Here is a 25561-nt window from a genome sequence, read left to right as displayed (position 1 = left end):
AGAATAAGAGATACTTTCACTGTTGACCCGGGACTCCGCGCCCGACAGTATCGCCCCGATTTGAGGCGCGGCGGCGGTCGTCGCGTTCAAGCGGAAGCACGGGGCCCGGCACGCACTCGCCTTTGGCGAGAACCGTTCGCCCCTCGCCACCGAACAGCTCAGGACGACCCGCGCCTTTCGGGCGGGGGATGACCCGCGGGTCTTCGCCCGCGCTTCGGATTCCTGCGCGCCGTGGTTCCGCAATCAGCCGGAGGGAGGCAGGCGATGCGCGGTCTGGATGCAGAGCAGCATGGCGACGCCCTCGTCGCCTCTCCTCACCGCGAGGCGACGTTCGAGCAGCTGCCGAGGGCCTGAGCGATGCGGCGCCTGACTCTCCTGACGGCCGGATTCTGCCTGCTCGCGGCACCTGCAATCGCGACGGTGATCGAGTTCGCGCCGGGCGGCGAGGCGCAGGTCCGCCCGCCGACGCCTGCCGCAGGCGCGCCTGACTTCTCCAGCAAGGTGGCGCTGAAGGCGCTCGCCGAGACTGCCGCCCTCCGCCACGCGGGCGGCGCGGGACCGCGCGCGGCGGGCCTCTCCGCCACCGAGTTCATCGCTCTGTTCCTTGCCCTGATCGAGCGCGAGAGCGGCTGGAACCCGCGCGCGGTCTCGCGGAAGGGCGCGCAGGGGCTCGGGCAGCTGATGCCGGAGACGGCGCGTGATCTGGGCGTCTCCGACCCGTTCGACGCGGCCCAAAACCTCGACGGCGCCGCCCGGTACTTCGCCGCGCAGCTTGCACGCTTCGGCGACGTGCCCCTCGCCCTCGCCGCCTACAACGCCGGGCCCGAGGCTGTCGCGCGCCATGGCGGCGTGCCGCCCTATCCCGAGACCCGCGCCTATGTCGCCGCGCTGACCGGCGATGCGCATGCCCCCGCCTCCCCCACCCCGACCGACCAGCACAGGAACACCGGAATATGGGAATTCTGACCCGCGCGCTGCGCGCTCTCGGCCTCTCGGCCGCGCTCTCCTTCGTCGCCACCGCGGCTATGGCGCAGGAGCTCTCGCCCATCACCAACATGTTCACCACCATCGGCGACACGCTGACCGGAGAGCTTGGGCGCGCGATCGGCCTCGTGGCGCTCGCCGTGGTCGGCGTGATGTTCGCGACTGGCCGCATGAACTGGATCTCGGCCGTGTCCGTCGTGGTCGGGCTCGCTATCATCTTCGGCGCAGGCACGATCCTCTCGGGCTACGCATGAGCGCGCGGCCCTGCTTCCAGGCGCTGACCCGGCCGGTCAGCGTCGCAGGCCTGCCGATGGGCTATCTGGTGCTGCTGACCGGGGTCTCGGTTGGAGGCTTCATCGCCACCCTGTCGTTCCTCTGGTTCGGCGCCAGCGCGGCGCTGAGCTACGCCGTGCTGCGCGCGCTCGCCGCCTGGGATCCGCGGATCGGCGACGTGGTGTTCACCGCCCTGCGCCGCACGCCCCCGACCCCCGGCTGGTTCCGCGGCGAGGGTTTCGCCTACCATGCTTGATCTGAGGTCCACCCTCGGGCTGCGGGCGGTCGCCCCGCCCGGGGCGGCGCGCGAGCAGGCGCTGTCCGGCTTTCTGCCTTGGCTCTGCTTCGCTCGGAAGGACGTGATCCTCCTGCGCGACGGCGATGTGATGGGCTCGTTCCTCGTCGAGGGGCTCGACCCGCTCACTGCCGAGCACGCGGCCATCGCGGACCTGTCGGAGGCCATGAGCCGTTGCGCGGCAGAGTTGCCGCCGGATGCCGCGCTCTACATCCACCGGCTCTCGCATCCCAAGACGCCGGAGGTTCCCGCGGTGTCCGACGATGGCTTCGCGGCCGAACTGGACGCCGCCTGGCGTGCGCACCTTCGCAGCCTGGGCCTGCGCCGCCGCCGCATGATGGTCTCGGTCCTGCTGCGCCCGGGGAAGGCGGCGGGCCTGCGCGCCCGGCTGACCGGCGGCGGCGTCCCGGCGCAGCGCGCGGCCCTGGCCAAACGTATCGCCCGGCTCGACGAGATCATGGGCCACATGCAGGCCGTCCTCTCAGCAGCGGGGCCGCGCCGTCTGACGCGCGAGAGCCCGGAATGGCTCGGGATGCTGGGCGCGACCGTCTCCGGCGCGTGGCGCCCGCGGGTGCACCCGCTCGGCCTCGCGACCATTGCCGACAGCCTCGTGACCTCGGACCTGCATTTCCGGGGCGATGGCTTCACCCTGCCCGGGCTCGACGCCGCCGAGACCCGCTTCGGCGCGATGATCACGCTCAAGGCTTATCCCGCCCAGACAACGCCTGGCGCGCTGGCGGGGCTGGACCTGCCGGAGGATACGCTGCTCAGCCAGAGCTACACCCCGATCAATCCCTATGACGCGCTCGCCCGGATCCAGCGCACCTTGCGCCAAATGCGCGCCGCCGATGACGCGGCGCGCTCGCTGGCGCTGCAGCTGGAGGAGGCCGCGGACGATCTCGCCTCGGGGCGCGCGGGCTTCGGCCTGCACCATCTCTCGATCATGGCGACCGCGGAAAGCCCCGCCCGGCTCGACGAGATCGCCACGCAGATCCGAGGCGCGGTGCAGGCTGCGGGCGCCGGTGCGGTGCGCGAGAGCATCGGCGCCCGCGCGGCATACTTCGCGCAGGCGCCGGGGAATTACGGGTTCAGGGCGCGGGCCTCGATGATCTCCTCCGGCAACTTCGCCGATCTCGCTGCGCTCCACGCTCCCTGCCCCGGTTCCTCAGCGGATGCCTCGCCCTGGGGCGCGCCAGTCGCGGTGCTGCCGACCCTCAGCCATGAAGCATACCGCTTCGGCTTCCACCTCCCCGGCGCGCCGGGCGACCGTACCGTCGGCCATGCGCTGGTGATCGGGCGGACGGGCTCGGGCAAATCCGCCTCCATGGCTTTCCTCATGGCGCAGATGCAGAGGCTGTCCCCGCGCATCCTCGTCTTCGACAAGGACCGCGGGCTCGAGACTCCGGTTCGCGCCATGGGCGGCTCCTATGCCGCAATTCGCATGGGCGCCCCCACCGGCTTCAACCCGTTCGCGACCGAGACCGACGCGCACGGCTGCGCCTGGCTCGCCGATTGGCTCGAAGCCCTGCTCTCGCGTGAGGATGGGCCCCTCTCCGCCCAGCAGCGTGAGGCGCTGACGCAGACCGTCGAGGCCAACGCCCACACCGCCCCTGCCCTGCAGACGGCGGACCACTTCCGCGCCGCCCTGCGCGGCATCGACGATGGCGGCGACCTCTTCACCCGCATGGGCCGCTGGGCCCCCGGCGGTCAGCATGGCTGGCTCTTCGCTGGCGAGGGCGAGGATGCGCTCGACCTCGCCAGCGACATCTCCGGCGTCGACCTGACCGAAATCTTCGACGCCCCCGCCATCCGCACCGCCTGGCTCTCGTATGCGTTCCGCCTGGTCGAGCGGATGGTCGAGGACGGCCGCCCGACCCTGATCGTGCTCGACGAGGCGTGGAAGCTGCTCGACGACGGGTATTTCGAGGCGCGTCTCAAGGACTGGATGCTGACGATGCGCAAGAAGAACGTCGCGCTCGTCATGCTGACCCAGCGCGTTTCCCATGTCGCCGAGAGCCGCGCCGGCGGCTCGATCCTCGAGAGCATCGCGGCGACGCTGGTTTTCCCGTCCAGCCGGTTCACCGCGGCCGAGCTCGCCCCGCTCGGCCTGAGCGACGCCGAGACCGCCTTCCTGACCCAAAGCCCCGGCGGCCGCCGCTTCGCCGCGATCCGCACCGGCGATCGCGGCGCGCTGGTGGATCTCGACCTCGCCGCCCTCGGTCCGCTGCTGGCGGTGCTGGGCGGGGGGCCCGCCCGCGAAGGAGATGCCTGATGCGCCTCATAGCCCTGTTCCTGCTCGCGCTGCTCGCCGCCTGCGCGGATCCCGCGCCGAAGACCTGGCCCTGCGCCGCGACCCGCTGCGAGTGGGAGCCGATCAACAACGGAGCGCCCCGATGATCCGCCGGTTTCTCGTCTCCGCCGCCTTGCTGACCGCCTCGCCCGCGCTGGCCGCAGGCGTGCCGGTGGTGGACTCCGCCGCCCTCGCGCAATGGGTCCAGCAGATCGAGCAGCTCAAACAGACCTACGAGGCCGAGCTGCGCCAGATCGAGGAGATGCAGCGCCAACTCGAGGTCCTGACCGGCCCCCGCGCCCTCGGCACGCTGCTGAACGGCGCCGCCGACATCGCCGCGCGCGAGGCCGCCGAGAGTCTCGACGGGATCGTGACATCGGCCATCGAAGGAAGCGCGCTGCCGGGCGCCGGGGCGGACCTGTCCGACCGCGTCGCGGAACTGCGCGAAGAACTCGACCTCGGCGCCCTCGCCGCCTTCCGCGGTTCGGAGGAAGGGCAGGACCGCGCGCTCGCGGTGCAGGCGGGGGCGGGCATGGCGGCGGTCGCGACCGCCGAGGAGGGCTACCGCCGCGCCAATGCGGCGATGGAGCGGGTCGGCGACATGATCGCCGCGATCGGGACGACGACGGACCTGAAGGCGAGCGTCGATCTCAACAGCCGGATCCTGGCGGAGGTGGCGGTGCTGCTCTCGGAGAGCATTCGCGTGCAGGCCGCCGCCGCCGGGTCGGCGGGAACGGAAGCGGCGGCCTCCGCCCGGGACCGCGCGGCGCAGCGCCGGTTCCTGCAGGGCGTCGGCCGGGAAGAGTGAGGAGAAGCATGATGCGCAAGACGATGATCCTGGCGGCCGCGCTGGCAGCGGCGGCTGGCATTGCTGCGGCGGAGGAGAAGCGGTCCTTCGGGTGCAGCTATTCCAGCAGCGTCGACGAAAGCGAGCTGCAGACCCGCGCCGACAATCCCGGCATGCGTTCGATCCTGCAGGAGTATCGAGTCCGCTGGGATGCCGCTTATGTCCGCGCCCAGTGCGAGGCCTTCGCTGCGGGAGAACCCTACGAGATCTCCTGCCTCAAGGGACGCAGGGACTGGAACGCCATCGCGGCGATGGTGCCGGAGGACCTCCACGGCCTCTCTGCAGGCGCTCTGCGCCCGCATCTTCTCGCGTTGCAGGCTGAGAACGACGGGTTCCGGGACGCGATCAAGTTCTGCGGCAGCGTCGGCGCGATCACGCGCGGGCGCTGAGTACGAGCAGACAAGATCAAAGGAGCTGCTCGGTGGCGACATTCATCCAGGACACGCTCGACAAGATCGACGAGAAGATCGCGGGCTACGCAGAAGGCGTCTTCGCCACGTTCGGCGGCGAGGTCGCGACCATGCTGCAGGCCATGGGCGTGGTCGGCATCTGCTTCATCGGCGCGAACGCCGCGCTGCAGTTCGCGCCAGTGCGGATGGCCGACTACCTCAAATGGTCGGTCCGCTACGTCGCCATCACCGCGGTCGCGACAAGCTGGGCGCAGTTCCAGCCCTTCTACGACATCCTCACCAACACGCCGGGGGCGATCGGCGCCGAGCTGCTCGGTGCAACCGGCGCGCCGAACCTCAACGTCGCCCTCGACGAGATGATCACCGAGCTCTTCGACTTCTCGGAAGTTCTCGCGGACGAGAGCGCCTTCTACTCGATCTCGCTGATGTCCTTCGCAGTTTGGCTGATCGGGGCGCTCATGGCCTGCGTGGCGATCATCGTCGCCGCGCTCGGCAAAGTGGGGCTGGCGATGGCCGTCTCCTTCGCGCCGGTCTTCCTGACCGCGCTGATGTTCAAAGCGACCTCCAACCTGTTCGAGGCCTGGGCCAAGTTCGCCATCGGCTTCGCCCTGATCCCGCTCGTGCTGGCGGGCGTCATGGGCGCGATCGTCGGCATCGGGCAGGAGATGATCGACGAAGCGGGCGGCGCGGCCGAGCTGAGCGAGGCCGCCGGCTTCATCATCGTCGGGGTCGCCGCGATTTTCCTGATGATCCAGGTGCCGACGCTGGTGAATGGGCTCGCAGGCTCCATCGTCGCCACCGCGGACGGGCCCGGCATGGCGGCGCGCGCCGCGCGCGGCGGCGCCTCTGCGGCCTCCGCGGGGCAGGAGCGTGCCCGACCGGTCTCCGCCGCCGTGACCTCGGCGCTGGGGGCCGCCCGCACCCCCGATCCGGGCGCGAGCCGCATCCAGAGCCTCTATCGCGACTGGGAGCGCAACGCGAAGATTCGCGAGGAACGCTCCCGCGCCTTCAGCGAGCGCGAGGCAGAGCGCGGCCAGCTCGCGCCGGGCTCGGCCACCCGCCAGGCCGGGCGCGCGGGCGTCTACAGCGCCGCGAAGTCCCGCGGCGAGGCGCGCGACGCCCGCCGGTCAGGCCCGGTCGTCACCGACCGCTCCTGACCCTCCCGCCCCATTCACCCGATCAGCCGCGGCGACCATGGCGCCGCGCTCCGCGACGGAGTCCCCATGCCGCCCTCCCCCGCTTCGACCGCGCTCGCATTTGAAACCGAGCTGTTCTTCTCCCTGCGCCGACAGCGCTCCATCGCCTGGGGCGTGGCGGGGGTCTCGCTGCTGACGGCCTTGGGCGCCTCGCTCGCCCTCGCCATGGCCCTGCCGCTGAAGGAAATCCGCCCCTATGTGGTGATGGTCGACCGCAGCACCGGCGAGAGCGAGCTCGTCGTCTCCACCCGCCCAGGCTCTCTCGCCGAGCGCAACGCTGTGCGCGAGGCGGAACTGGTCCGCTACGTCGCCTCCCGCGAGACCTACGATCCCGCGGACAATGCCGAGCGCATTCCCATGGTCGCGGGCCTCTCCGAAGGCCAGGCCGACGTCTCGCTTCGCGCCCTCTGGACCGCCGCGGCGGAAAACTATCCGCCGAACCTCTATGGCGCCGAGACGCGGATCTCGGTCCGCGTGCGCGCGGTCTCGATCCTGAGCGAGGATGCAGCCCAGGTCCGCTTCGTCCGCCGTCTTGAAAAGCCCGGGATCCAGCCGGTGGAGCGCGACTTCGTGGCCACGATCGGCTTCGCTTTCCGTCCCCGCGTCGAGCGAACGCTGGAGCAGGTCTGGGCCAACCCGCTCGGCTTCACCGTCACCCGTTACCGGGTCGACGCCGAGACCCTGCGTCCGAGGGAGGGCTGAATGCGAATCCTGCTCCTCGCCGCCCTGATCGCCTCGCCCGTCATCGCCGAGGTCGCTCCGCGTCCGGTCGGGCCGGATCCGCGCATCCGCAGCCTCGCCTATGACCCGGACGAGGTGTTCCGGCTGGACCTCGCGATGAAGTTCATCACCCATATCCGCTTCGCGCCCGGCGAGGCGATCCAGTCGGTCTCAGTCGGCGACAGCGCGTCGTGGCAGATCGTGCGGCTGCAGCGCGGCGACGTGCTCGCCATCAAACCTCTGATCGCGGGGGCGGCGAGCAACATGAACGTCATCACCGACCGACGGTCCTATGTGTTCGAGCTGCGGGCCCGCTGGCTGAAAGCCGGATCGCGCCACCACGCCTATCGCGTCAGCTTCACCTATCCCGAGGAAGAGGCCGCCGAGGCTCGCGCCGCCGCGCTTGCCGCTTCGCGCCCGAAGGACCGGGACTACCACTGGGCGGGAGACGCCGCCTTGAGGCCGCTCGCCGTGTTCGACGACGGGGTGAAAACGACCTTCCGCCTGCCCCGGCACGCCCCGCGCCCGGCGCTCTTCGCGGTGGACGCCGCGGGCGAAGAAGCCCTGGTCAACACCGTCCAGAACGCAGACGGCTTCACCGCCGACCGCGTCTCCGCCCGCTGGACCCTGCGCTATGGGGAGGAAGCCGCCGCCATCGCCCATGGCGCCGCGCTCGGCCCCGTCGCCGCCCCTGCCTCGCGCCGCGAGGCGCCCGAGCGATGAGCGAGGATCGCGACACCCTTCTCTCCGCCCGCCGCGAGGCGATGGAAGGCGGCCCCCGCCGCGCTCCGGGTCGCCTGCTCGGCGGCGCGGCGCTGGCAGCCCTGCTCGCCGGGGTCGGCGCGCTGCTGCTCGCGCCCGAGCAGGTCACCGCGTTCTTCGCCCGCACCTCCTCGGCCGAGGAGATGCAGGAGGCTGGCTATGACGCGCCCGGCATCTCCACCGAAATCACCCTGCCCCGGCAGGCCGAGCCGGACCCGCCGTCGCTGGAAATCGCTCCGCCGCCTCCGCCGCAAGAGCGGGAAGAGCCTACGCGCGAAGACCCCCGCCTCGCCGCGCTCGAGGCCGAGCTCGCCGCAATGCGCCGCGCCGACGCCGCCCGTGCGGGCGAAATCCGCGCCCTGCTTGACGACCAGGCAGAGGCCCTGCGCGCCCAGTTCGACCGTGAGCGCGTTCTGATGGAGGAGCGCCACCGCGCAGCTCTCGCCGCGCAGGCCTCGGGCGAACCCGCTTCGGCCACGGACCCCGAAACCGCGCGCCGCGACGCCGAGGAACGCGCCCGCCGTCGCGCCCTGCAGGAGGCGCAGGTCGCCTCGGATGGCATCGTTCTCGATGCCGGAACCCTGGCTGCTTCGGGCGCCGCCCCCGGCCCCTCGCGCCGCCTGTCCGGCAAGGAACGCTTCATGGAGGCCGCCTCCATCGCCACCCATGACATCGCGCAGGCGGGCGCCATCGGCGATCCGGCGCGGACCATCGTGCAGGGAACCTCGCTCGACGCGGTGCTGGAAACCGCGATCAGCACCGAGCTGCCCGGGATCGTGCGCGCCGCGATCTCGCAGGACGTCTGGTCCTGGGACGGCTCGGCGGTGCTGCTGCCCAAGGGAACGCGGCTGATCGGGCGCTACAATGCGGATGTCTCCATCGCGCAAGCCCGCGCGCAGGTCGCCTGGAGCCGTGCGGTCACGCCCGAGGGCGTCTCGGTCGCGCTCGGCGGCTACGGCGCCGACGCGATCGGCCGCTCCGGCCAGGATGGCGAGCTCGACACGCGGTTCGCCGAACGCTTCGGCTCCGCCGCGCTGATCTCGCTGATCAGCCTCGCCCCGAACCTTGCCGCAGGATCGGACGCGAACTCGCAGGACGCCGCCGAGCAGGTCGGCGACGACGCCCGCCGCACGACCCAGAACGTGATGGCCGAATACCTGCGGCTGCCCCCGGTGATTTATGTCGACCAAGGAGCGCGGATCTCCGTCATCGTGAATCGGGATCTCGTGTTCTGATGAACGCGCCCGCGACCCTCGCCGAGCATGATCTCGCGCCCCTGCGCGAATTCATCGCCGATCCCGCCACCTCCGAGATCGCGATCAACCCCGACGGCGGCGCCTGGATCGAGCGGCACGGCGCCGCCCATATGCAGCCGCTCGACCTGAGCCTGCCTCCCCAGCGCCAGGCCGCCATGGCGCGCAATCTCGCCGGCGCCACGAACAACGCGCTCGGCGAGCGGCATCCGCTAGGCTCGGGCCGCCTCACCGCCTTCGGCCGTCCGCTGCGCCTGCAGATCGCCGCCCCGCCCGCGGTCGAGGGCGCCCCCGCGCTCTCCTTCCGCGCCTTCGGGGAGGCGCGACCGGAGCTGTCGGCCTTCAGGTTCCTCGATGGAGCAAGCCGCGACGCGGACGCAGAGCGAGGCGCTCGCCTCGCCGCCCTGCGCGATCTCGCAGAAGCGGGTGAGCTCCAGACCCTCCTTCAGCGCGCCGTCGCCGAACGCCTCAACATCCTGATCTCCGGCGGCACCTCTTCCGGCAAAACCAGCTTCGCGAGGGCGCTGCTCGCGCTGGTCGATCCCGCCGAGCGCTTGCTGACCATCGAGGACGCGCGGGAGCTGCTCCTCCCCCACCCCAACGCCATCCCCCTGATCGCCGAGCGCCGCCGAGACAGCCCCCGGTCCCCCGCCCTGCTGCTCGAAAGCGCCCTGCGCATGCGGCCCGACCGCATCATCCTCGGCGAGTTGCGCGGCCCCGAGGCCTTCGACTTCCTCGAAGCGATCAACACCGGACATCCGGGCTCGCTCACCACGATCCATGCCGACACGCCGGACCTCGCGCTGGAGCGCCTCGCCGGGATGGCCCTGCGTGCGGGAACCACGCTGACCCGCGCCGAGCTGCTGGACTATTCGCGGCGAAGCGTGGATCTCGTGGTGCAGCTGGGGCGCAAGGGCGGGCGCCGCGGGGTGCTGGGCGTGAAGGTGATGGGAGAGGAGTGAGGCGGTTTCGGCCCGAATCTAACGTTCAGGATTCACAACATGAGTCCGTCTCAGTAATACAACGCCATGTCCGAGGCTCTCTGGTGGCTTTCCCCACGGAACCTCATAAGTCCTTCTTTGACTTGCCTTTGAAGCAACAGGGATCCCTTCGGGAAGATAAGCATGGCCAATATCACATCGCGCTGGCATGGGGACAACTACCAGTCCCGGCGGTTCTGGATCCACGCCGCGGCGCTTCTGGATGACGATCGGCCTGACGTCGTCGAGGTCAGTTTCGAGGCAGATGGCCCGAAAGCGTTCGACGACATCGTAGTGAAATACAATCCGGGGCGGCGCAACACGAGCGGCCCGGATCGCATTGTCGCCGAGTACTTCCAGATCAAATGGCACACCGACGACAGCGGCCATTTCGGATATGCGGATCTTGTCAATCCCGATTTCCTGCGCGCCACCGCCGTCTCGTTACTACAGCGCCTGCGCAATGCGAAGACCGATTGCGAACCTAACTCCGCCTTCCACTTCGTCACGACCTACAGCCTTAAGGAGGGGGACCTACTCACGGAATTGGTGAGCGGCAAGGACGGATCGCTCAGGCTCGATAAGCTCTTCAATACAACCACCGACCGCAGCCGGATGGGGGAGGTCCGGAAGCTTTGGCGCGAGCATCTCGAGCTGAACTCGGACGAAGAGCTTCGGTCCGTTCTAGAGGGATTCCACATCGAGAAGGGTGCAAAGTCGCTGGATGCGCTTCGCGATGATGTGGCCCTGCATTTTCGCTTGGTCAGACTTCAGGGGCGCGACGCCGAAAGCACCTTCATCTACGATGAGGCCGCACGGACCCTGGTGAGCAAGAATATCAATCGTCTAGACCGGGCCACCTTCCGAAAGCTGTGCGACGAGGAAGGCTGGTTCATCCCGCTCAAAGGTGGCGCTAAGAGAGGGGTGGCTATCAACACCTACGAGCCGCGCGCGCTGCCTGCTGACATCGCGCTGGCCGCACCAGAACACACGCTCGTTCTGCAAGATCACTTCAAGGGTCGCCTTCTTCGCGCCGACCGGAGCTGGCACGACGTTCGCGATCAGGTTCGCGCGTTTCTCTCATCCGAACTTGCACAAGGTCCTGAGATCCGATTGTTCTTGGAGGCACCCGCATCGATTGCCTTCCTCGCCGGGACAAGCCTCAACCTCAAGTCCGGTGCGGCGGTCGAACTCGTGCAGATCGGCTATGGAAATTCTCGGCAGGTCTGGGACACTCACGACCAGAGGCCCGGGCCGGAGCCGATTTTAACAGAGATCCGGACAGGTGAGGGTGATGACATCGCGCTGGTGCTGAGCTTGGCTCGGAATGCGCTTCCGAAAGTGGAGCAGTATGTGGCGCGGGCCCTGCCGTCGGTAGGGAAGATCCTGCACGTGATCCCTGAAGAAGGTGCCGGGCTGAAGGCCATCCGCGGTGGCGAACACGCTCTGAGAATAGCATCTCTCGCGGCTGAAGAGGTTTCGAACACAATTGCCGTCAAAGGCAGGGTGCACGTCTTCCTGTCCGCACCGAACGCGTTTTCCTTTTACCTTGGTCAGCAAACCCAGATGCTGGGACCCTGCGTGCTCTACGAATTCGACCTCACGCGGGAAACGGACGGATCCTACTATCCGAGCTTCGAAACTTGACCGTGGGCTCTTGATCTGCGGCGCTCGACCCCTTTATGTTGATGGCGAACGCCTCGACCACACCACATTCTGCGCCGGAACACTGGTTGTCTCGTTGCTTCGATTGCCAATGGTTCATCGCGGATATGGATTTTCAGCATGAAGCTGGATGTGCAGTTCAAGGAATTCCTCAGTCAGATCCGGCCAACGGACCCTCAGCAAGAGGCCTGGCGGGCCGCTGCGAAAACGCTTCGAGACCGCCTGGCGGCCGACTCTGATCTGAAGAATATTGTCGTCTCCACCTTTCTGCAGGGCAGCATCCGTCGGGCGACAGCCATACGGCCGCTCGGCGAAAAGCGTCCGGACGTCGATATCGTTGTGGTTACCAACATCGACCATGAGAAGGTCCGACCTGAAGACGCTATGAACCTCTTCGTGGCGTTTCTCGACAAGTACTACAAAGAAAAGTGGCGCCCTCAGGGGCGATCCTTCGGTATCACCATGTCTGCGGTCGATATGGACTTGGTCATTACCGCGCTACCGCGCCCCTCAGGGACGCCGCATGGTATTACCGAAGATGCGAGCCTGACCGCGGCTTCGGACATCGCGGCGATCTATCGGTCTGATGCGGCACGGTCGCTGGACACGCTCGAAGACGACATGAGCTGGCGCCTCAATGTCGGATGGCGGCAGCGCAACGTGTTCGACGAACTCGGGCGTCCCGCCCCGATGCTCACGGAAAGCGTCACCCAGGTGCTCGATGACGCGCCCCCCCAAGGTTGGAAGGATAACCCGCTCTGGCTCCCGGATCGCGATACCAAGACCTGGGGGCGGACCCATCCTCTTCTCCAGATCTCGTGGACCGCTGAGAAAAACCGCCGGACAAATCGGACCTATCTGAACGTGGTTCGCGTCATAAAATGGTGGCGTCTCGAGAAAGCGGAAAAGCTTCCAAAGTATCCTAAAGGTTATCCGCTCGAACACATGGTCGGGTATTTGCTCGAAGACGGCTCAGACCTGACGACCGCGGAAGGGGTCGTCCAAGTCTTCGAGGCTTTCCGAGACCAGTGGCTTTCGCGTGCCCGGGCTCGGGATGTCCCGGCGCTGGCGGACCATGGAGTAGCGGAGCACAACGTGCTTGCTCGGCTTTCCCCTGAGGATTTCGAGGCCTTCGTGGAGATCGTTAACGGCTTCGCGGCGCTAGCCCGAGAGGCATTGGAAGCGGAAGACGCCGCCGTGTCCGGCGCCTTGTGGCGGCGGATGTTGGGCGACCGGTTCCCGCTTCCGCCCCCGCGCGGGGGCGATCGGGTTCCGGCACAATTTGCCGCGCCGCCCGCTGTGACTTCCGTCGCTAGATCGGATCGTTTCGCGTGAGATCTCTGGAAGCCGATGCGCTTCCGCCCGCACTGCTTCCCGTGACGGAGCTCCTTACCGGAGGTGCTGGTCCAGTTTCCTCAGGCGGCCGATGGCAGGAGTGGAGAGGGCGGACTCTGTCGCTGCCGGTCACGGTGCAAGTGCCGGGCGGTCACGGGTTTCCGGCTGAAAGTGGCTGGCATCTGGTCGTCGAGACGAGCAGCTTCCCAGCGAAAGTCGCCGTGTTTCCTGATGTCGTCCTTGGACCGCGGGACACATATCCGCATCAGAACCCTGTTGGCGATGCGGTAGAAGACAAGCCGTGGCGCGATGGTCATCCCTGCATAGCGGAGTCTAGCTTAGTCTGGGGAGAGCGGCTCGGCGGAACCGATGAGCCGTCTGATCTGACTGATCGTCTTGTTTGGGCAATCGACCGGTTCGGCAAATGGTGTGAAGCGGCCAGCAATGGCCGCCTTCATCTTCCCGGAGATCATTTCGAGATGCCTCCGCTGCCGGGAGCGGGCGGCTCCATGCTGATCGGCTTTTCCGAGAGCGACACCGATCTGGGGAGGTGGATTTCGGCGGGTGACCGATCTGGGGGCGCCGCGCTGGTCGAAGTGTCGAAGCAAAAAAGCGTCGTGGCGGTGCGGTCGTGGTCAGGGCAGGACGGCTCATCTCTGCATGCTCCCCAATGGGGTGACCGCATCTCTGAAGCCTCCACGATGGATGTCGCATGCCGATGGCTGCGCCTTGCATCACTTCCCATCATGGGCGCGTGGCAACTGCCGCGCACCTATAACGAACTGCGCGTTTGCCTACAAAATGATGGGCACGATCTGGGCGAGATCCTGAGAACACTCGGTCGCCAGGTACGGCGCACTGAAGTTAGAGGGCGTGCGGTGCTGATGCTGGGTTTCCCGGTCCCGGAGCGGTTCGGCGACGCAGATGCCCGCATGCACTGGTTGGCGATCACCGACATCCCCCTGACAAAGAAGAATGCGAAGATAGACGGATTTCGAAACACGGAGCCAAATCGCGAGCGACACGACGGCAACTTGGCACATTCGGGGCGGCGCTTGACCTGGAGCAAGTGTGAAAACTGGGCACCCGACCAGATGCGGACTCGGATGCGTGAGCAGCCCGCAGTCGACGACCTCAAGGTTCTGATGATTGGCGCCGGTTCATTGGGCAGCCAGGTGGCGGAGACCCTTGCACGTTCCGGGATCACCCAGATCGATGTCCAGGACCGCGATATCCTTTCGGCCGGCAACCTCTGCCGTCACTCGCTCGATCTCACGGACATCGGTCGCAACAAGGCGGAGAGCCTTGTAGACCGGCTCAATCGTGTTCAGCCAGACATGCGATCGAGGGCGGCGTCATCGGCTTTCCCCGAACGGGTGCAGTCCGATCCGCCGTATGATGAGTATGACGTCATCCTCGATTGTAGCGGCGAAAATTCGGTTCTGCGTGCTATAGGGCGAATCGATTGGCACCGCGAGAAAATTTTCATTTCGTTGTCGATGACTTGGGCCGCGGAAGGGCTACTTACTTGGGTGTCGAACGGGACCGCGCTAGCCGCGGCCGAAGTCATTCATCGCTTCTCGACACTAATCGAAAGCCTCGGTCAACCGGTCCAGCGGGCGGCGGTCATGGAAGGGATCGGCTGTTGGCACCCGGTGTTTCCCGCCAACCCGGCGGATGTTCAGCTCTGGTCCGGCATCGGGGCGAGGGTGATCTTGAGCGCGCTCGCCTCCCGCTCCGACGCCTGCGGCATTCACTATTTGGGCGACGGGGGCTGCGTTGACTACAGAGCAGGTTGAGATAGGCGCCCGGTTCAAGTCCGCAGGCGGTGCCGTGGTGACCTTCTCTTCGAATGCGATCCGAGACATGGTTGCGGCGGCAACCGCGGCGAAGGGTAACGAAACAGGCGGAGTTCTGATCGGGCGTTACTCTTCAGACTTTTCATCCGCATGGGTAGAGAAGGCAACCGCTGCACCGTCTGATTCCGAGGCTGGCCCCACCTGGTTCATCCGAGGGCGCTCGGGTCTGGACTGGCTGCTTAGGCGTTCCTGGTCTGCCGGAAGCCACTATCTAGGCGAGTGGCACTCTCACCCTGCTTATCATCCATCCCCAAGTTCGGATGACCTACAAGCAATTCAGAAAATTGCCGAAGACCGATCCTACCGCTGCCAGCGACCTATTTTGGCGATCATAGGCGGCTCGTTCGAAAAGGACCCGCTCCTTGCTGTAACGCTCGCCAACCGATCCGGAAGAACCGAAAGGCTTGCTGATATCCGCAACGGCCCTTGAACTGTGTCACTGAGGTTCTCATCCTCACCCATATTGTCGCGCTATACTTTAGGCAAGGCAGCAAGGCCAACGCTGGCCTCGGGCAGCTTCCTGTGCATTTTGGTCATTCATGCGGTGCCCGCCGAACGGCCGCCCCCCGCCCGACTTGACGGTAGCTCTTTCACCTCAGGCAGCGGAGGTGACTGCCACCGACCAGCGCAGCACCCGGCACCGACAGGGGGAGCGGCGAACCTGACCTCCGCCTCCTCCACCCGCGCGAGCAGGTCATCGAAAGCGTGAGAGATGCGGGCACAGTCTTTCACGCCGGGTTTCGTCGTGGGTGTCCCGTCCTCCTCGTCCTTTTCGGCCGCCGGCGCCTCTCGCACCTGGCTCTGCGGGGTGGCCTCGTCCACCGCCACTGCGGGTTCGGGGTCGTGCTCGTCAGTGGCCTGCGCAATTCCCGGGGGGACGGGCTCCACGGTGACTGGCGCAGGTCTTGCCGACTCCTCCCCCCGCCTCCCCTGCCCCGCCGCCGCCAACGGGTTCGCCGCCGCCCCGTCCAGCGAGCGCGGTTCAGGCGCGGCGCCCGTCTGCCCCTGGAACAGCGGCGCCAGCGCCTTGTCCTCAAAATACGTCACCCGCTCGGCCAGCACCGGCGGGTGGTTCTGGATCAGCGCCACCACCTTGCGCTCCCCGAGCTGGCGCAGCGCCTCGGGGCGGATCAGGCGGGCGCCCTCCTCACGTTCCTGCATCGAGGTCTCCCAGGCGCCGATCCGCCAGGATTTCGACCGCGCGCGGCGGGTGAAGTCGCCGATGGCGCGGGACACATATTCTGGCGTCTCCTCGTCCGCCGGGGCCATGAACAGCTGCAGGCGGCAATTCGCCAAGAACACCGAGGCGCCCTCGCGCCCATAGAGCCGCCCGTCGCGCAGCGAGGCGATGGACTGCACGACGATCATCACCCGGCCACCATAGCTGCGCAGCGTGGTGATGCCTTGCTGCAGGGCCTCCATCCGGCCGAGGGACGCGAATTCGTCCAGCAGCAGAAGCACCGGGTATGGCTCGTCCGCCCCCGGCTCGGCGCGCTGCAGCAGGGCGACGGTCTGCTGGAACAGCAGCCGCACCAGCGGCGCCAGCGGGATCAGGTCGTTGGGCGAAACCACGATGAACACCGAGGCCGGATCGCGCCGCATCTGCGCGATGTCGAAGTCCGTCGCCTCGGTCGCGCGTCGCACCATGCGGTCGGCCCAGAGCGAGAGACCACCGTCCGCCAGAACCGAGAGGTAGGAGGAGAGGATCCGGCTCTCCATCCCGGCCATGCGGCGGAAGATGCGGGCGGCTTCTTCAGTTGCAGCTTCCTCGGCCAGCGTCTCGAACAAGTCGAACAGCTCGCCGGGGGCGGAGAGGGCGTCGTAGATCTCGCCGATGTTCGGGCGGCCGCGCTGGCAAGCCAGCAAGGCGGCTGCCGCAAAAATCTCGCGTGCGCCTTCGAGGAAGCTGGTGGCGTTGCCCTGCGCCACGATCAGCGCAGCGGCGAGGCGGCGCGCTTCGGTGAAGCGGCGGGCAGGGGCGGCATCGGCCACAGCGTCCATCGGGTTCCAGCGGTGGGTGCGACCCTCCGGATCATAGGGCGCGAACTTGAACACGCGGTCGCCGAGCGCGGCCCGGCGGCGGGCGGTCTTCGCGAAATTCTCGCCCTTCACGTCGAGGCAGATCACAGAGCCGCGCCAGGTCAGCAGGGTCGGGATCACCACGCCGACGCCTTTGCCCGAGCCGGTGGGCGCGGCGATCAGCGAATGCGGGATCTCGGAGGAGGTGAGGTATGGCGCGCTGGAGCCGGGCGCCCCGAGCTTGGCGTAGATCGGACCCTGCAGCGCATCGATCCGGGCGGAGAGGCCCGCGCGGCGGATCTCGTCGGGCTTGGCCCAGCGGGCGGCGCCGTGGGAGGTGAGCTGCGGCCGGCGCGCGATCGCGGGGAGAAGCGCGGCGCAGGCGAGGCCGGTGGCGGCGAGGATGGCGAGGCCGGTGCGAAACGGCTCGGTCACCCGCCCCACGGCCCAGGGCGCGTGGGCGAGGAAGGTGGCGAAGCTCGTCTCCCCCACGGTCCCGCCGGTGCGCCAGGCGGCGAAGGCCCCGGCGGCGAGGTTGCCGAGCAGCAGCCCAGCAAGCAGGCCGATGGCGGCGAGGGTCAGGATCTCGCGGCGGGCGTCGTTCCGGGCGAGGCTCACAGCCCGTGCCCTCCGCCGTCGCGGCCGCGCGCCTTGCGGGCGGCGATGCGCCGGGCGCGCTCCTGCTCGCGGCGGGCCTGGTCATCGGCATCGTCCCTGGGCGCGGGGCGGGATGTGGGCCCCTGCCCTGCCCCGGCGTCTCGCGTGGGCGACGGCGTGGCGCGTTCAGGCATCGCCTTCTCTGGCGCAGTGGCTCGATCCGCCGCGGGCGCCTCGTCGCGCCCTGCCTCCTGCCGCGCCAGCTCCCGCGCCGCCCGATAGACCGCGCCGATCTCGCGATGCATCGCTGTCAGGGCGGCGTCGCGCTGCGCCGCCGTCTCCTCCGGCGCGCCGGTGATCGCGCGGCGGTTCTCGCGCTCCTTCGCCTCCGACTTCGCATAGCTCTCGGCCAGGGCACGGGAGGGCGCGCCGCCGGAATATCGCTCCACCATCGCGGCGCCGTTGAGGCCCGCGCGCTCGGCGATGGCCGAGACGCGGCGGTCGGCTTCGGCTCGGATCGCGTCAACGCGCCCCTCGCCGGCAGGCAACCCGGCATACCGCCCCTGCTCGGCGGGCCTGGCGAAGTTCATCAACCCCGCGTCGCCCAGAACCGGCGCCGCCTCAGCCTTCATCATCGCCGCCTGGCGCTGGAACTTCACCTGCTCCACGGGATCGCGCATCGCCTCGATCCGCGCGTCAACAGCGGCGATCTTGTCTCGCGCCTCCTGCCGGGCGCCCGCCAACGTCTGGGCCATGGTCTTTTCCTCCTCGGGATCGATGGGACGGCCCATCCGGGCCTCGGTCAGCTCGCGGCCTTCCGCGACGGCCTGGGAGGCCTCGCGCAGCAGCTTGGCCAGCGCCGGGGCGCGGTCCTCCAGCAGCGCCGCTTCGGCGGCGAAGCGACGGGCGTAGTGGACGATCGCAGCGGCCGTTCTGGCTGCGCCGAGGAGCGTGTGCTCGGGCGCGATCGGCGCTCTGCCCTGCTCGGCGGCGCGGCGGATTTCGGCGTCGGGAATGGGCAAGGCCACGACCCCGCGGGCAAGGCGCGGGGTCGCCTCGACCTCGATGCCTTCTCTCTGCGCGATCTCCGCGGCGAGCGCGCGCATCGACTGGTAGTTCACGTCCGAGCGACGCGAGACCTTGAGCCAACCGTCATGGTCGAGCCCGCGCCGGTGAACGACCACATGCATGTGCGGGTGGGCGCGGTCAGTGTGGAAGGCCGTGACGTAGTCGAAGCAGTCGCCGCCATAGGCGCCGGAGCCGAACATCTCCTCCGCCCAGGCGCGGCCCGCGCGCTCGGCGGCGGCGGGATCGATGCTCTGCGGAAAGCTGACGATGAAATGCGAGGTCCGGTCCGGCCCGCCCCGCTGCCCCCCCGGCATGTTCCAGGCGGAGATGACGTTCTCGATTTCCTCCGCATCCATGCCGATGCCGAAGAAGTCTTCCGAGCGCTGCACCTCCACCCCACCCTCGCGGCTGAGGTAATTGAGCTGCGCGCGCAGCCCGGCGGCGTTCGAGGCGCCGCCCGTGCGGACCATCTTCACGACAATCTGCTCCCGCCGCCCCGGCAGAGCGGGCGGCATCGGCGCCCCGCCCGGCCGGATGTCCTGGCGATGCGCCGCCATCAGCGCGGCCCGCGTCGGACGGCGTGCGCCGTGGGAAAAATCCACCTCGGCCCAGTCCTCACCCATCACCGCGTCGACCGGCGAGACATGGGCCGGCGCCGCCCTGCCCCGGCGCAGCATCTCCGCGACCATGCTCATCGCCACGCCTCCTCAAGCCGCCGCAGACCGTCCTCGCGTCGCTGCGCGAGGTCCATCATCCGGCGCAGCTGCGCGGCGAGGCGCGAGAGCTCCTTGCCCAAATCCCGGCGCTCCTCGAGGAAGGCGGCGAGATGCGGATCGCCGGTCCGGTTCGCGACGCGCGCGATCTGGTTGATGTTCCGCGCGACACCCGAGAGCTGCGCGGCGGCGTGCTTCAGCGCCTCCAGCTCGGCCGGATCGGCCTCCACGAAGCCCCCGATCCGGCGCGCGGCGATGCGCAGGGCGCGGTTCCGTTTCAGCCCCAGGGGCGCGATGCGGGCGTCGAGTTCGGCCAGTTCTGCCTCGGTCAGGCGGATCGAGATGGTGCGGTCGGCGCGGCCTGAGGGCGCAGGCGGGCGTTGTCCCGTGGGGGGGTTCACCCGGTCGTCGGAAGTCATGATCGGCGCTTTCGGGGGAGGTCAGAGGGGATGTTCTACATCCGCATATATCCTGCCACGGTTGAATCCCCCTCGAAGGAGATATTCACATGCGGTCCAACAAGATGGCATGTGCCCATTTGCAGAAATGCAGCTCTGCGGAGCAGCAGAAATACAGGATTGCAGGGACGCAGTTTCGCTGATTTGCAGATCTGCACGAATGCGGAAACGCCTGTTTGCAAGCGTGCTCGTTTGCAGCTTTGCAGACCTGCGGATCCGCCCGTCTGCGGAAATGCAGGTCTGCAGCTTTACAGGCTCGCCCCTCCGCTCAGGTCCACGGAGACGCCCATGCAGCTGATCGCCTTCACCTCGTTCAAGGGCGGTTGCGGCAAGACCACGACCCTGATGGCCATGGCCGCGATGCTCGCCGCGCGCGGCCGCCGCATCGCCCTGTTCGAGGCCGACGACAACCAGCCCCTCGCGCTCTGGCGCCGCCATGCCGAGGCCCGCGGCCAGTGGGATGCCCGCTGCGCCCTCTACCCGGCGCTCGATCTCGACGCGCTGGAGGCGGCCTTCGAGGCCGCCGAGGCGAACGGCTGCGAGATCGCCCTGGTCGACACCCGCGGCGGTGGGTCGGAGTTCAACCAGACCATCCTGCTGAACGCCGCGCTGACGGTGGTGCCGACGAACCTCTCCTCGATCGAGGTGGACGAGGCGCTCCAGACCCTGCGCTACGTCATCGAGCTGATGCGCAGCGCAGGCGAGCTTCGGCCCCTCGGCCTCGCGATAAACCGGGTCACGCCTGGGCGGCTCTCGGCCGGGGAGCGTGATGGGTTGGAGATCCTGAAGACCCTGCCGATCTTCGAGGCGCGGCTCTCCTCGCGCCGGGTCTTCGCGGATCTGAAGGGGCTGGGGCATCTGCACCTGCACCACGCCGCGTTGCAGCAGGAGCCGGGCAAGCGGATCGCGGCGGGTCATACCGGGGCTGCGCTGCGCGAGGCCGAGGCTCTGGCGGCCGAGATGCTGGACGCGATGGAGGCGGCCTGACCATGCCCCTCAAGCGCCCCGGCCCCGACATCCCCGCCTTCGTCGAGCTGCGCAGCCATGGCGCGCCGGCGCTGCCCGCATCGCCCGCCCCTGCCCGAGAGAGCCCCCCTGCTGCGGCCTCGGCGGCGGCGCCCGCACCGCCGCCGAGGCCGCGCCGACGGAGACAGGTTCCACGTGACGAGGAAGGCGCACGAGGGCCCACCGTGACGATCAAGGCGAGCGTGCCCCTGCCCGCCCCGGGCAGCTCTGCTCTCTTCGACCGGGCCGAGGCGGTCTATGGCGCGAAGCAGGCGCTGCGGATCATCCTCGCCAACGCCCTGCGCGACTACGAGGCGGCGCTGCTGGCGGGCGAAGTCCGCGATCTCAGCCCGGAGCCTCCGCGGAGGTCGGAGTCGATCCAGGTCGGGCGGGCGATGGACGCCGCTGCCTGGGCGCGGGCGCGCGAGCTGCTCGATCCGTTGGGGATCCTGCAGGAGGGGCGGCTCGGGCGGATGATCCTGTCCCAGGCGCTGGCATGGCAGTTCAGAGAGGAGGGCTGATCAGCACTTCAGATCGAACTGCATAGCCCCGAGGCATAGGCCTCGGGGGCGCTTGAGCGGTCGCAGATGAGCGGCCAGCTGTGGACTGCTTCAGTCACCCGCCTCTGGTCCGCCGCGATGCGCGCGCGCCGACAAAGACCAGAGGTCGCAAGCCGGAGAGGGGCTGCCTGGCCGGTAGGCGATTGGCGATGCAGATGAGAAGCATACATAATGGAAAGTATACTTCTATACTAACTACCTCACTTCAGCGGAGAGACCACGGGCGCCATCCAGACCGCCCGCCCGCACAGCGCCGCTGGCGTGGCTCAGGTGGACTACGGTCCGCGTTCCCATCTGCCCGTCGAAGCAGACGTCTGTGGGGGGGCGGCCGGAGTGAACTCGTCACGCTCAGCCTCCGCTGAGTGATCGCGCCCCGTAGCCACGCCCAGCCTGCCGCCTCCGCCTTAGCGGCATCCTCTATGTCGCGATCGGTAGCAGGTCCCGAACGTCTGCTCCTGTCGCAGGCAAGACCGAGCGCAGCTATCTTGACCAGAAGCTCCGGCATCGCCCGCAGACATGGCCCTGAGCCAGGTGGCGAGCATTCCGTGCGACGGCGCCCCCGCGCGGGTGTGCGTTGCGTGCCGCACCGTCTGAAGATCCACATGCTGCAAGGGCAAGGCCCTTGAGCGGCTTCCTCAGCGCGGCTACAAGCATAAAAGTATACTTCTAGTCTGTACGACAAGGATGCAAGTCTGCATGAAGACCATAGCGCTCATCTGCCAGAAGGGCGGGACCGGCAAAACCACGCTGGCAATCTCGCTTGCAACCGAAGCCATCGCTGCGGGTTTGACCGTCGCCATCATCGATCTCGATCCACAGGTCAGCGCTTGCGAATGGAGCGACATCCGCCAGCTGGACGCGCCGGTCGTCATCGACGCACAACCCGCCCGCATCGATGCCGTGATCAACCGCGCACGCGACATGGGCGTAGACCTGCTTCTGATCGACACCGCCGGACGTACTGAGCAGGCTGCGCTCGCGGGCGCTCGGGTTGCGGACCTGGTGCTGGTGCCGTTGCAGCCCTCGGTGATCGACCTGAAAACCATTCGGGCCACCACCGACCTGATCAACCTCGCGGGAGACAAGCAGCGGGCCGCCGTGCTGACGCGGGTCAAGCCTTTCGGCAATCGCCATACCGAAACCGCCCAATGGCTCGAACAGCAGGGGATGCCTGTCTGTCCAGCGACCATCGGCGACCGCATCACGTTCCAAGACGCCTATGCGCAAGGGGCCGGCGCTGTAGAGATTGACCCGCGGAGCAAGGCCGCAAGCGAGATTAGACAAGTTTACGAGTATGTAAGTATACTTCTAGACTTGCCGAAAGTGACGCCGGGGAGCGCTGACCATGTCTAAACGCCCATCCATCGCCGATGCCATGCGCGAGGCCGGCGGCAGCACGCGCGCCACCACGGTCCCAACAGCCGTGAACACCGCCGTCGCGCCACAGGCCGAGCCGCAGCCTCAGCCGAAAGCGACCGCGAAGCAGCCAAGCAGGGCCGGGACCAAGGCGATCACGGGCCACTACCCGCCCCAGGTGCGCTATCAGCTGAAGCTCCTGGCGGCCGAGCAGGGCCGGACGATGGAGGACATGCTGGCTGAAGGACTCAACCGGCTCTTCGCCGCCTACAACAAGCCGGAGATCGCACCGGCAAGCCGTGGCGACGCGTAGAGCGTCGCACATCCCAGGCAACTCGGAGCTGAGCGCGCATCCGGAAGCACGGAGACGGGGCCGTGGGATGGACGCCCGACCAAGCGCCGTATCAGCGATACGGCCCGCGCTTCTTGCAGAAGCTGACGAAGTGCCGGTCTGCGTCTTTCACGGCGATGCCCTTATCGACGACCCACGACCGCCACTCGGTTTCGAGATGGTGCACATCCCAGCCCGGCGCCGCGCGGCGTGCCGCGTCGTAGGTGTCGCCTTTCAGGTGCAGCGATGACAGGTTCGGCAGAGGAAGCTGCTCGTCGATTAGCCGCTTGGGCCGGACCACGACATTGTCGCCTTCAATCGTGAAGGTGTAGTCTGGCATGTGGTCGTGCTGCTCATCGTCCACGATGATCTTTCCGATCAGGCGACGAAACTCCTTGTCGGTAGACCCTGAGCCGCATTTCTCCCGCAGCGTATCAAGGCCGATCTTCCATTCCGGCTGCATGCCGCAGTGCTTTCGCGCCAGCTCGTACAGACGTCGCTCCAACGGCTTCCGAAGTTGGAAATATTGCCGGGACATGGTCAGGACGTTGTTGTTCTCAATCGCGTCCCAGACCCAGTCGGAGAGGGTGATTTCGACGTCAAGCATTCGACCGTCCCGGGTCTCACGGACGATCTGCGCCGACTCGACCAAACCGAAGATCTTGAAGTATTCTTTGCCGCCTTGGCGCAGGTTAGTCTCGATCTGGGTGCCCTGGAGCCGTCGCAGCGCATCCTTGAGAAGCTCGTAGCCTCGCCCTGATGTCTGCCGATTGGTTGCAACCAGAAGATCATAGGCCTTGAACCGCATCGAACGCTGGACCTGGCGCCCTTCGTTCAGCGCAGCCATGCACTGGCTGATGCAGTAGATGAGCACGTCCCGATCATGAACCGTGGCGATCCCATAGCGCGACGGTGAAATTTCGATCCAGTTGCCGCCCCGTTCGTAGCGGCGGGGCCGCATGTCCGGCTTGGTCGAGAGCGAAAACACAGGGTGCTCCATCGACGACATGTCGCCCTTCGGCACCGCATCGACGATGTCGCAGACAAACAGATCCCGTTGAGGATGCCGATCCGGCAGCAAGGGCGAGCGATCTATCGTCACTTCACACACGCCCCCACAACATCGAGATTCGTCATATCACACACCATCTGGAGTATCGGCACTTCACACACCACTGGTCAAGAAAGTTCGTCACTCCACACACCAACGGCAAAATGTGGCCTGTGGATAACTCGGCGACGTCATCGTCACTTTGCACACCGGCGTTCGTCACTTTGCACACCGGCTTTCGTCACTTCACACACCGCGGGAGGCGTCAAAAGTGGTTTTTATGCTGCTGTATCAGATGCCTAGCCCCACCCCGAAAACCCCGTAACTCAGACTCTAACAGAATCTAACTCTCTCAGAGCACTTCGCGAAAACTGTCTCCCCTCCTCTAGGCCGAGATTTCCCAGGGATCACATGAATGCCGATTTTGAAATAGATCGCCCGTCAGCCCCAAAGGGGTGGGCGGGCGGGCTTTCCGACCTCGACAGAGGGCGGGGCGAGAGGTTTCCGGGCGCGCAGCGTCCGGCCCGCTTCGGCGGTGTCTCGGCTCGGGGAAAGGGCGGGGATCACCCCCCGCCCCTCCGATCTTCAGCCCGCCTTCAGCTCCGCCATGCGCTCAGTCAGGGTCCAGAGCGCCCGGTTCAACGCCTTGCCTTGATCGATGCCGGACACCTCGCGCACCGTCCGGCGCTTGTACCCGCGATCGGTGCGCACCATGCCGCGCTGCCCGCCGCGGATCACGTTCTCCTGGACCACATTGAACGCGGTCCAGAGGTCCGTTGCGCGATCCTCGCGCCGCCGGGGCAGGGCGAGCGCATCCGCCTGGACCGGGGCCGGCGTCGGCTGCGCCTCATGCGCCTTTGGGAAGCGCAGCATATGCGCGGCCTCGGCGAGGGCGAGGCGCTCGGGGTCTTCCAGCACGATGCCCTTGAAGCGGGATATGGCTTCGGTGATGCGCGGGGCTTCCTCCAACACGGTGTAGGCGCCCTCGATGACTTCGGACACGGCGTCGCCGGAATGCCGAACCTTCACCTCGTTGAAAGTCTCGCCCGCCATCAGCCCGTTGGCGCAGACAAAACGGAAGAAGCCGGGGATCATCTGGTACGAGCTGGTCCCGTCGTTCGCGTTGACCAGAATGATCTCGAAAGCCGCGTCCTCGCCATTGGTCAGGCCGCGATGGCGCAGGCGGACCATGTGCTTGGTGAAAGCGGCCTTGCCCTCGATCCGGCTGCGGGCCTGCTGGGCGTAGAAGGGCTCGAACCCCTCGGCGCGCAGCCCGTCGAGGACCTGGATGGTCGGCACGGGGGTGAAGCGGGCGCTGCGGCTCTCATGCGCTTCCGCGGCGAAGATCGAGGGCACGCGGGCCTGCAGCTCTGCATTGGTCAGCGCCTCGCCGGTGGCGATGCCGCCGTTCGACATCCCGCGCATGTATCGGTTGAACATCATGATCGTCTCCTTGGTTGCGATGGCGGCGGGGTCTCGCGCCCCTTTCCGCCGATGGGCGGCGCCTCCGCCGGTCTGAACCGTCCGAAAACCC

25 protein-coding genes are annotated in these 25561 nt (G+C 67.7%); 20 read left to right on the top strand and 5 right to left on the bottom strand.

What is annotated here, in order from left to right; genetic code table 11:
• The first annotated feature begins 357 nt into the window (after positions 1-357).
• The 16 genes from BLV24_RS20740 to BLV24_RS23060 all read left to right on the top strand — a co-directional run bounded on the left by BLV24_RS20740 (position 358) and on the right by BLV24_RS23060 (position 15299).
• Positions 358-966 carry a lytic transglycosylase domain-containing protein gene (locus BLV24_RS20740; RefSeq protein ID WP_092685483.1) on the top strand — a complete coding sequence of 203 codons (609 nt, stop codon included), beginning with the start codon at positions 358-360 and terminating at the stop codon, positions 964-966.
• Positions 954-1238: a TrbC/VirB2 family protein gene (locus BLV24_RS20735; protein WP_092685481.1), complete on the top strand. Its 285-nt coding sequence runs from the start codon at positions 954-956 to the stop codon at positions 1236-1238. Before BLV24_RS20740 ends, BLV24_RS20735 begins: the two co-directional genes overlap by 13 nt.
• Positions 1235-1513 carry a VirB3 family type IV secretion system protein gene (locus tag BLV24_RS20730; RefSeq protein WP_092685479.1) on the top strand — a complete coding sequence of 93 codons (279 nt, stop codon included), beginning with the start codon at positions 1235-1237 and terminating at the stop codon, positions 1511-1513. The genes BLV24_RS20735 and BLV24_RS20730 overlap by 4 nt, the downstream gene beginning before the upstream one ends.
• Positions 1506-3824 (top strand): VirB4 family type IV secretion/conjugal transfer ATPase, encoded by a 2319-nt coding sequence (locus BLV24_RS20725; protein WP_092685477.1) that lies wholly within the window; start codon positions 1506-1508, stop codon positions 3822-3824. Before BLV24_RS20730 ends, BLV24_RS20725 begins: the two co-directional genes overlap by 8 nt.
• Positions 3824-3949 carry a hypothetical protein gene (locus BLV24_RS22960; RefSeq protein ID WP_281242957.1) on the top strand — a complete coding sequence of 42 codons (126 nt, stop codon included), beginning with the start codon at positions 3824-3826 and terminating at the stop codon, positions 3947-3949. The genes BLV24_RS20725 and BLV24_RS22960 overlap by 1 nt, the downstream gene beginning before the upstream one ends.
• Positions 3946-4650 (top strand): type IV secretion system protein, encoded by a 705-nt coding sequence (locus tag BLV24_RS20720; protein ID WP_176954871.1) that lies wholly within the window; start codon positions 3946-3948, stop codon positions 4648-4650. Before BLV24_RS22960 ends, BLV24_RS20720 begins: the two co-directional genes overlap by 4 nt.
• Before the next feature lie 11 nt (positions 4651-4661).
• On the top strand, positions 4662-5078 hold the full coding sequence (locus tag BLV24_RS20715; RefSeq protein WP_176954870.1) for a hypothetical protein: 417 nt from the start codon (positions 4662-4664) through the stop codon (positions 5076-5078).
• A 32-nt stretch (positions 5079-5110) separates the two neighbouring features.
• Positions 5111-6256, top strand: coding sequence for a TrbL/VirB6 family protein (locus BLV24_RS20710; protein WP_092685471.1), 1146 nt, complete (start codon positions 5111-5113; stop codon positions 6254-6256).
• 66 nt (positions 6257-6322) lie between these two features.
• Positions 6323-6997 carry a VirB8 family type IV secretion system protein gene (locus BLV24_RS20705; RefSeq protein ID WP_092685469.1) on the top strand — a complete coding sequence of 225 codons (675 nt, stop codon included), beginning with the start codon at positions 6323-6325 and terminating at the stop codon, positions 6995-6997.
• Positions 6998-7738, top strand: coding sequence for a TrbG/VirB9 family P-type conjugative transfer protein (locus BLV24_RS20700; protein WP_092685467.1), 741 nt, complete (start codon positions 6998-7000; stop codon positions 7736-7738).
• A complete protein-coding gene (locus BLV24_RS20695) occupies positions 7735-9012 on the top strand; it encodes a TraB/TrbI/VirB10 family type IV secretion system protein (protein ID WP_092685465.1) in 1278 nt (425 codons plus the stop codon). Before BLV24_RS20700 ends, BLV24_RS20695 begins: the two co-directional genes overlap by 4 nt.
• Positions 9012-9992 (top strand): ATPase, T2SS/T4P/T4SS family, encoded by a 981-nt coding sequence (locus BLV24_RS20690; protein ID WP_092685463.1) that lies wholly within the window; start codon positions 9012-9014, stop codon positions 9990-9992. The genes BLV24_RS20695 and BLV24_RS20690 overlap by 1 nt, the downstream gene beginning before the upstream one ends.
• A gap of 162 nt (positions 9993-10154) precedes the next feature.
• The gene (locus tag BLV24_RS20685) at positions 10155-11657 is read left to right on the top strand and encodes an SAVED domain-containing protein (protein WP_092685461.1); all 1503 of its coding nucleotides are present in this window, start codon (positions 10155-10157) and stop codon (positions 11655-11657) included.
• Between the two features lie 138 nt (positions 11658-11795).
• Positions 11796-13010, top strand: a complete 1215-nt coding sequence (locus BLV24_RS20680) for an SMODS domain-containing nucleotidyltransferase (protein ID WP_092685459.1) — start codon at positions 11796-11798, stop codon at positions 13008-13010.
• Positions 13007-14809, top strand: a complete 1803-nt coding sequence (locus BLV24_RS20675) for a ThiF family adenylyltransferase (RefSeq protein ID WP_092685457.1) — start codon at positions 13007-13009, stop codon at positions 14807-14809. The genes BLV24_RS20680 and BLV24_RS20675 overlap by 4 nt, the downstream gene beginning before the upstream one ends.
• A 34-nt stretch (positions 14810-14843) precedes the next feature.
• Positions 14844-15299, top strand: a complete 456-nt coding sequence (locus tag BLV24_RS23060; RefSeq protein ID WP_425426117.1) for a Mov34/MPN/PAD-1 family protein — start codon at positions 14844-14846, stop codon at positions 15297-15299.
• Positions 15300-15406: 107 nt separating this feature from the next.
• Here BLV24_RS23060 and virD4 read toward each other — a convergent pair whose 3' ends face one another.
• Genes virD4 through BLV24_RS20655 form a run of 3 tightly spaced genes read right to left on the bottom strand, consistent with a single transcriptional unit; the run spans position 15407 to position 19685 of the window.
• The gene (gene virD4, locus BLV24_RS20665) at positions 15407-17506 is read right to left on the bottom strand and encodes a type IV secretion system ATPase VirD4 (protein ID WP_092685453.1); all 2100 of its coding nucleotides are present in this window, start codon (positions 17504-17506) and stop codon (positions 15407-15409) included.
• Entirely contained in the window at positions 17503-19248 is a 1746-nt protein-coding gene (locus tag BLV24_RS20660; RefSeq protein WP_092685451.1) for a relaxase/mobilization nuclease domain-containing protein, read from the bottom strand. Before BLV24_RS20660 ends, virD4 begins: the two co-directional genes overlap by 4 nt.
• A complete protein-coding gene (locus BLV24_RS20655) occupies positions 19245-19685 on the bottom strand; it encodes a DNA mobilization endonuclease VirD1/MobC family subunit (protein ID WP_092685449.1) in 441 nt (146 codons plus the stop codon). Before BLV24_RS20655 ends, BLV24_RS20660 begins: the two co-directional genes overlap by 4 nt.
• 327 nt (positions 19686-20012) lie before the next feature.
• On the opposite strand from BLV24_RS20655, the gene BLV24_RS20650 reads away from it, so the two are divergent.
• The 4 genes from BLV24_RS20650 to BLV24_RS20635 all read left to right on the top strand — a co-directional run bounded on the left by BLV24_RS20650 (position 20013) and on the right by BLV24_RS20635 (position 22958).
• Positions 20013-20711 carry a nucleotide-binding protein gene (locus BLV24_RS20650; protein WP_176954869.1) on the top strand — a complete coding sequence of 233 codons (699 nt, stop codon included), beginning with the start codon at positions 20013-20015 and terminating at the stop codon, positions 20709-20711.
• A gap of 203 nt (positions 20712-20914) precedes the next feature.
• Positions 20915-21250 (top strand): VirC2 family conjugal transfer protein, encoded by a 336-nt coding sequence (locus BLV24_RS22165; protein WP_092685445.1) that lies wholly within the window; start codon positions 20915-20917, stop codon positions 21248-21250.
• Between the two features lie 735 nt (positions 21251-21985).
• Complete coding sequence (locus tag BLV24_RS20640) at positions 21986-22642, top strand: nucleotide-binding protein (RefSeq protein WP_176954868.1); 657 nt, start codon at positions 21986-21988, stop codon at positions 22640-22642.
• On the top strand, positions 22635-22958 hold the full coding sequence (locus BLV24_RS20635) for a ribbon-helix-helix domain-containing protein (protein ID WP_092685441.1): 324 nt from the start codon (positions 22635-22637) through the stop codon (positions 22956-22958). Before BLV24_RS20640 ends, BLV24_RS20635 begins: the two co-directional genes overlap by 8 nt.
• Positions 22959-23049: 91 nt before the next feature.
• On the opposite strand, the gene BLV24_RS20630 is transcribed toward BLV24_RS20635, so the two are convergent.
• Positions 23050-24057, bottom strand: coding sequence for a replication initiator protein A (locus BLV24_RS20630; RefSeq protein ID WP_245710689.1), 1008 nt, complete (start codon positions 24055-24057; stop codon positions 23050-23052).
• A 555-nt stretch (positions 24058-24612) separates the two neighbouring features.
• Positions 24613-25470 (bottom strand): DUF932 domain-containing protein, encoded by an 858-nt coding sequence (locus tag BLV24_RS20625; protein ID WP_092685436.1) that lies wholly within the window; start codon positions 25468-25470, stop codon positions 24613-24615.
• Positions 25471-25561 lie beyond the last annotated feature (91 nt).

It is taken from the genome of Albimonas donghaensis (genome assembly GCF_900106695.1).
GTDB classification, from domain to species: Bacteria; Pseudomonadota; Alphaproteobacteria; order Rhodobacterales; family Rhodobacteraceae; genus Albimonas; species Albimonas donghaensis.
This window is presented reverse-complemented; position numbering and strand designations above follow the sequence as displayed.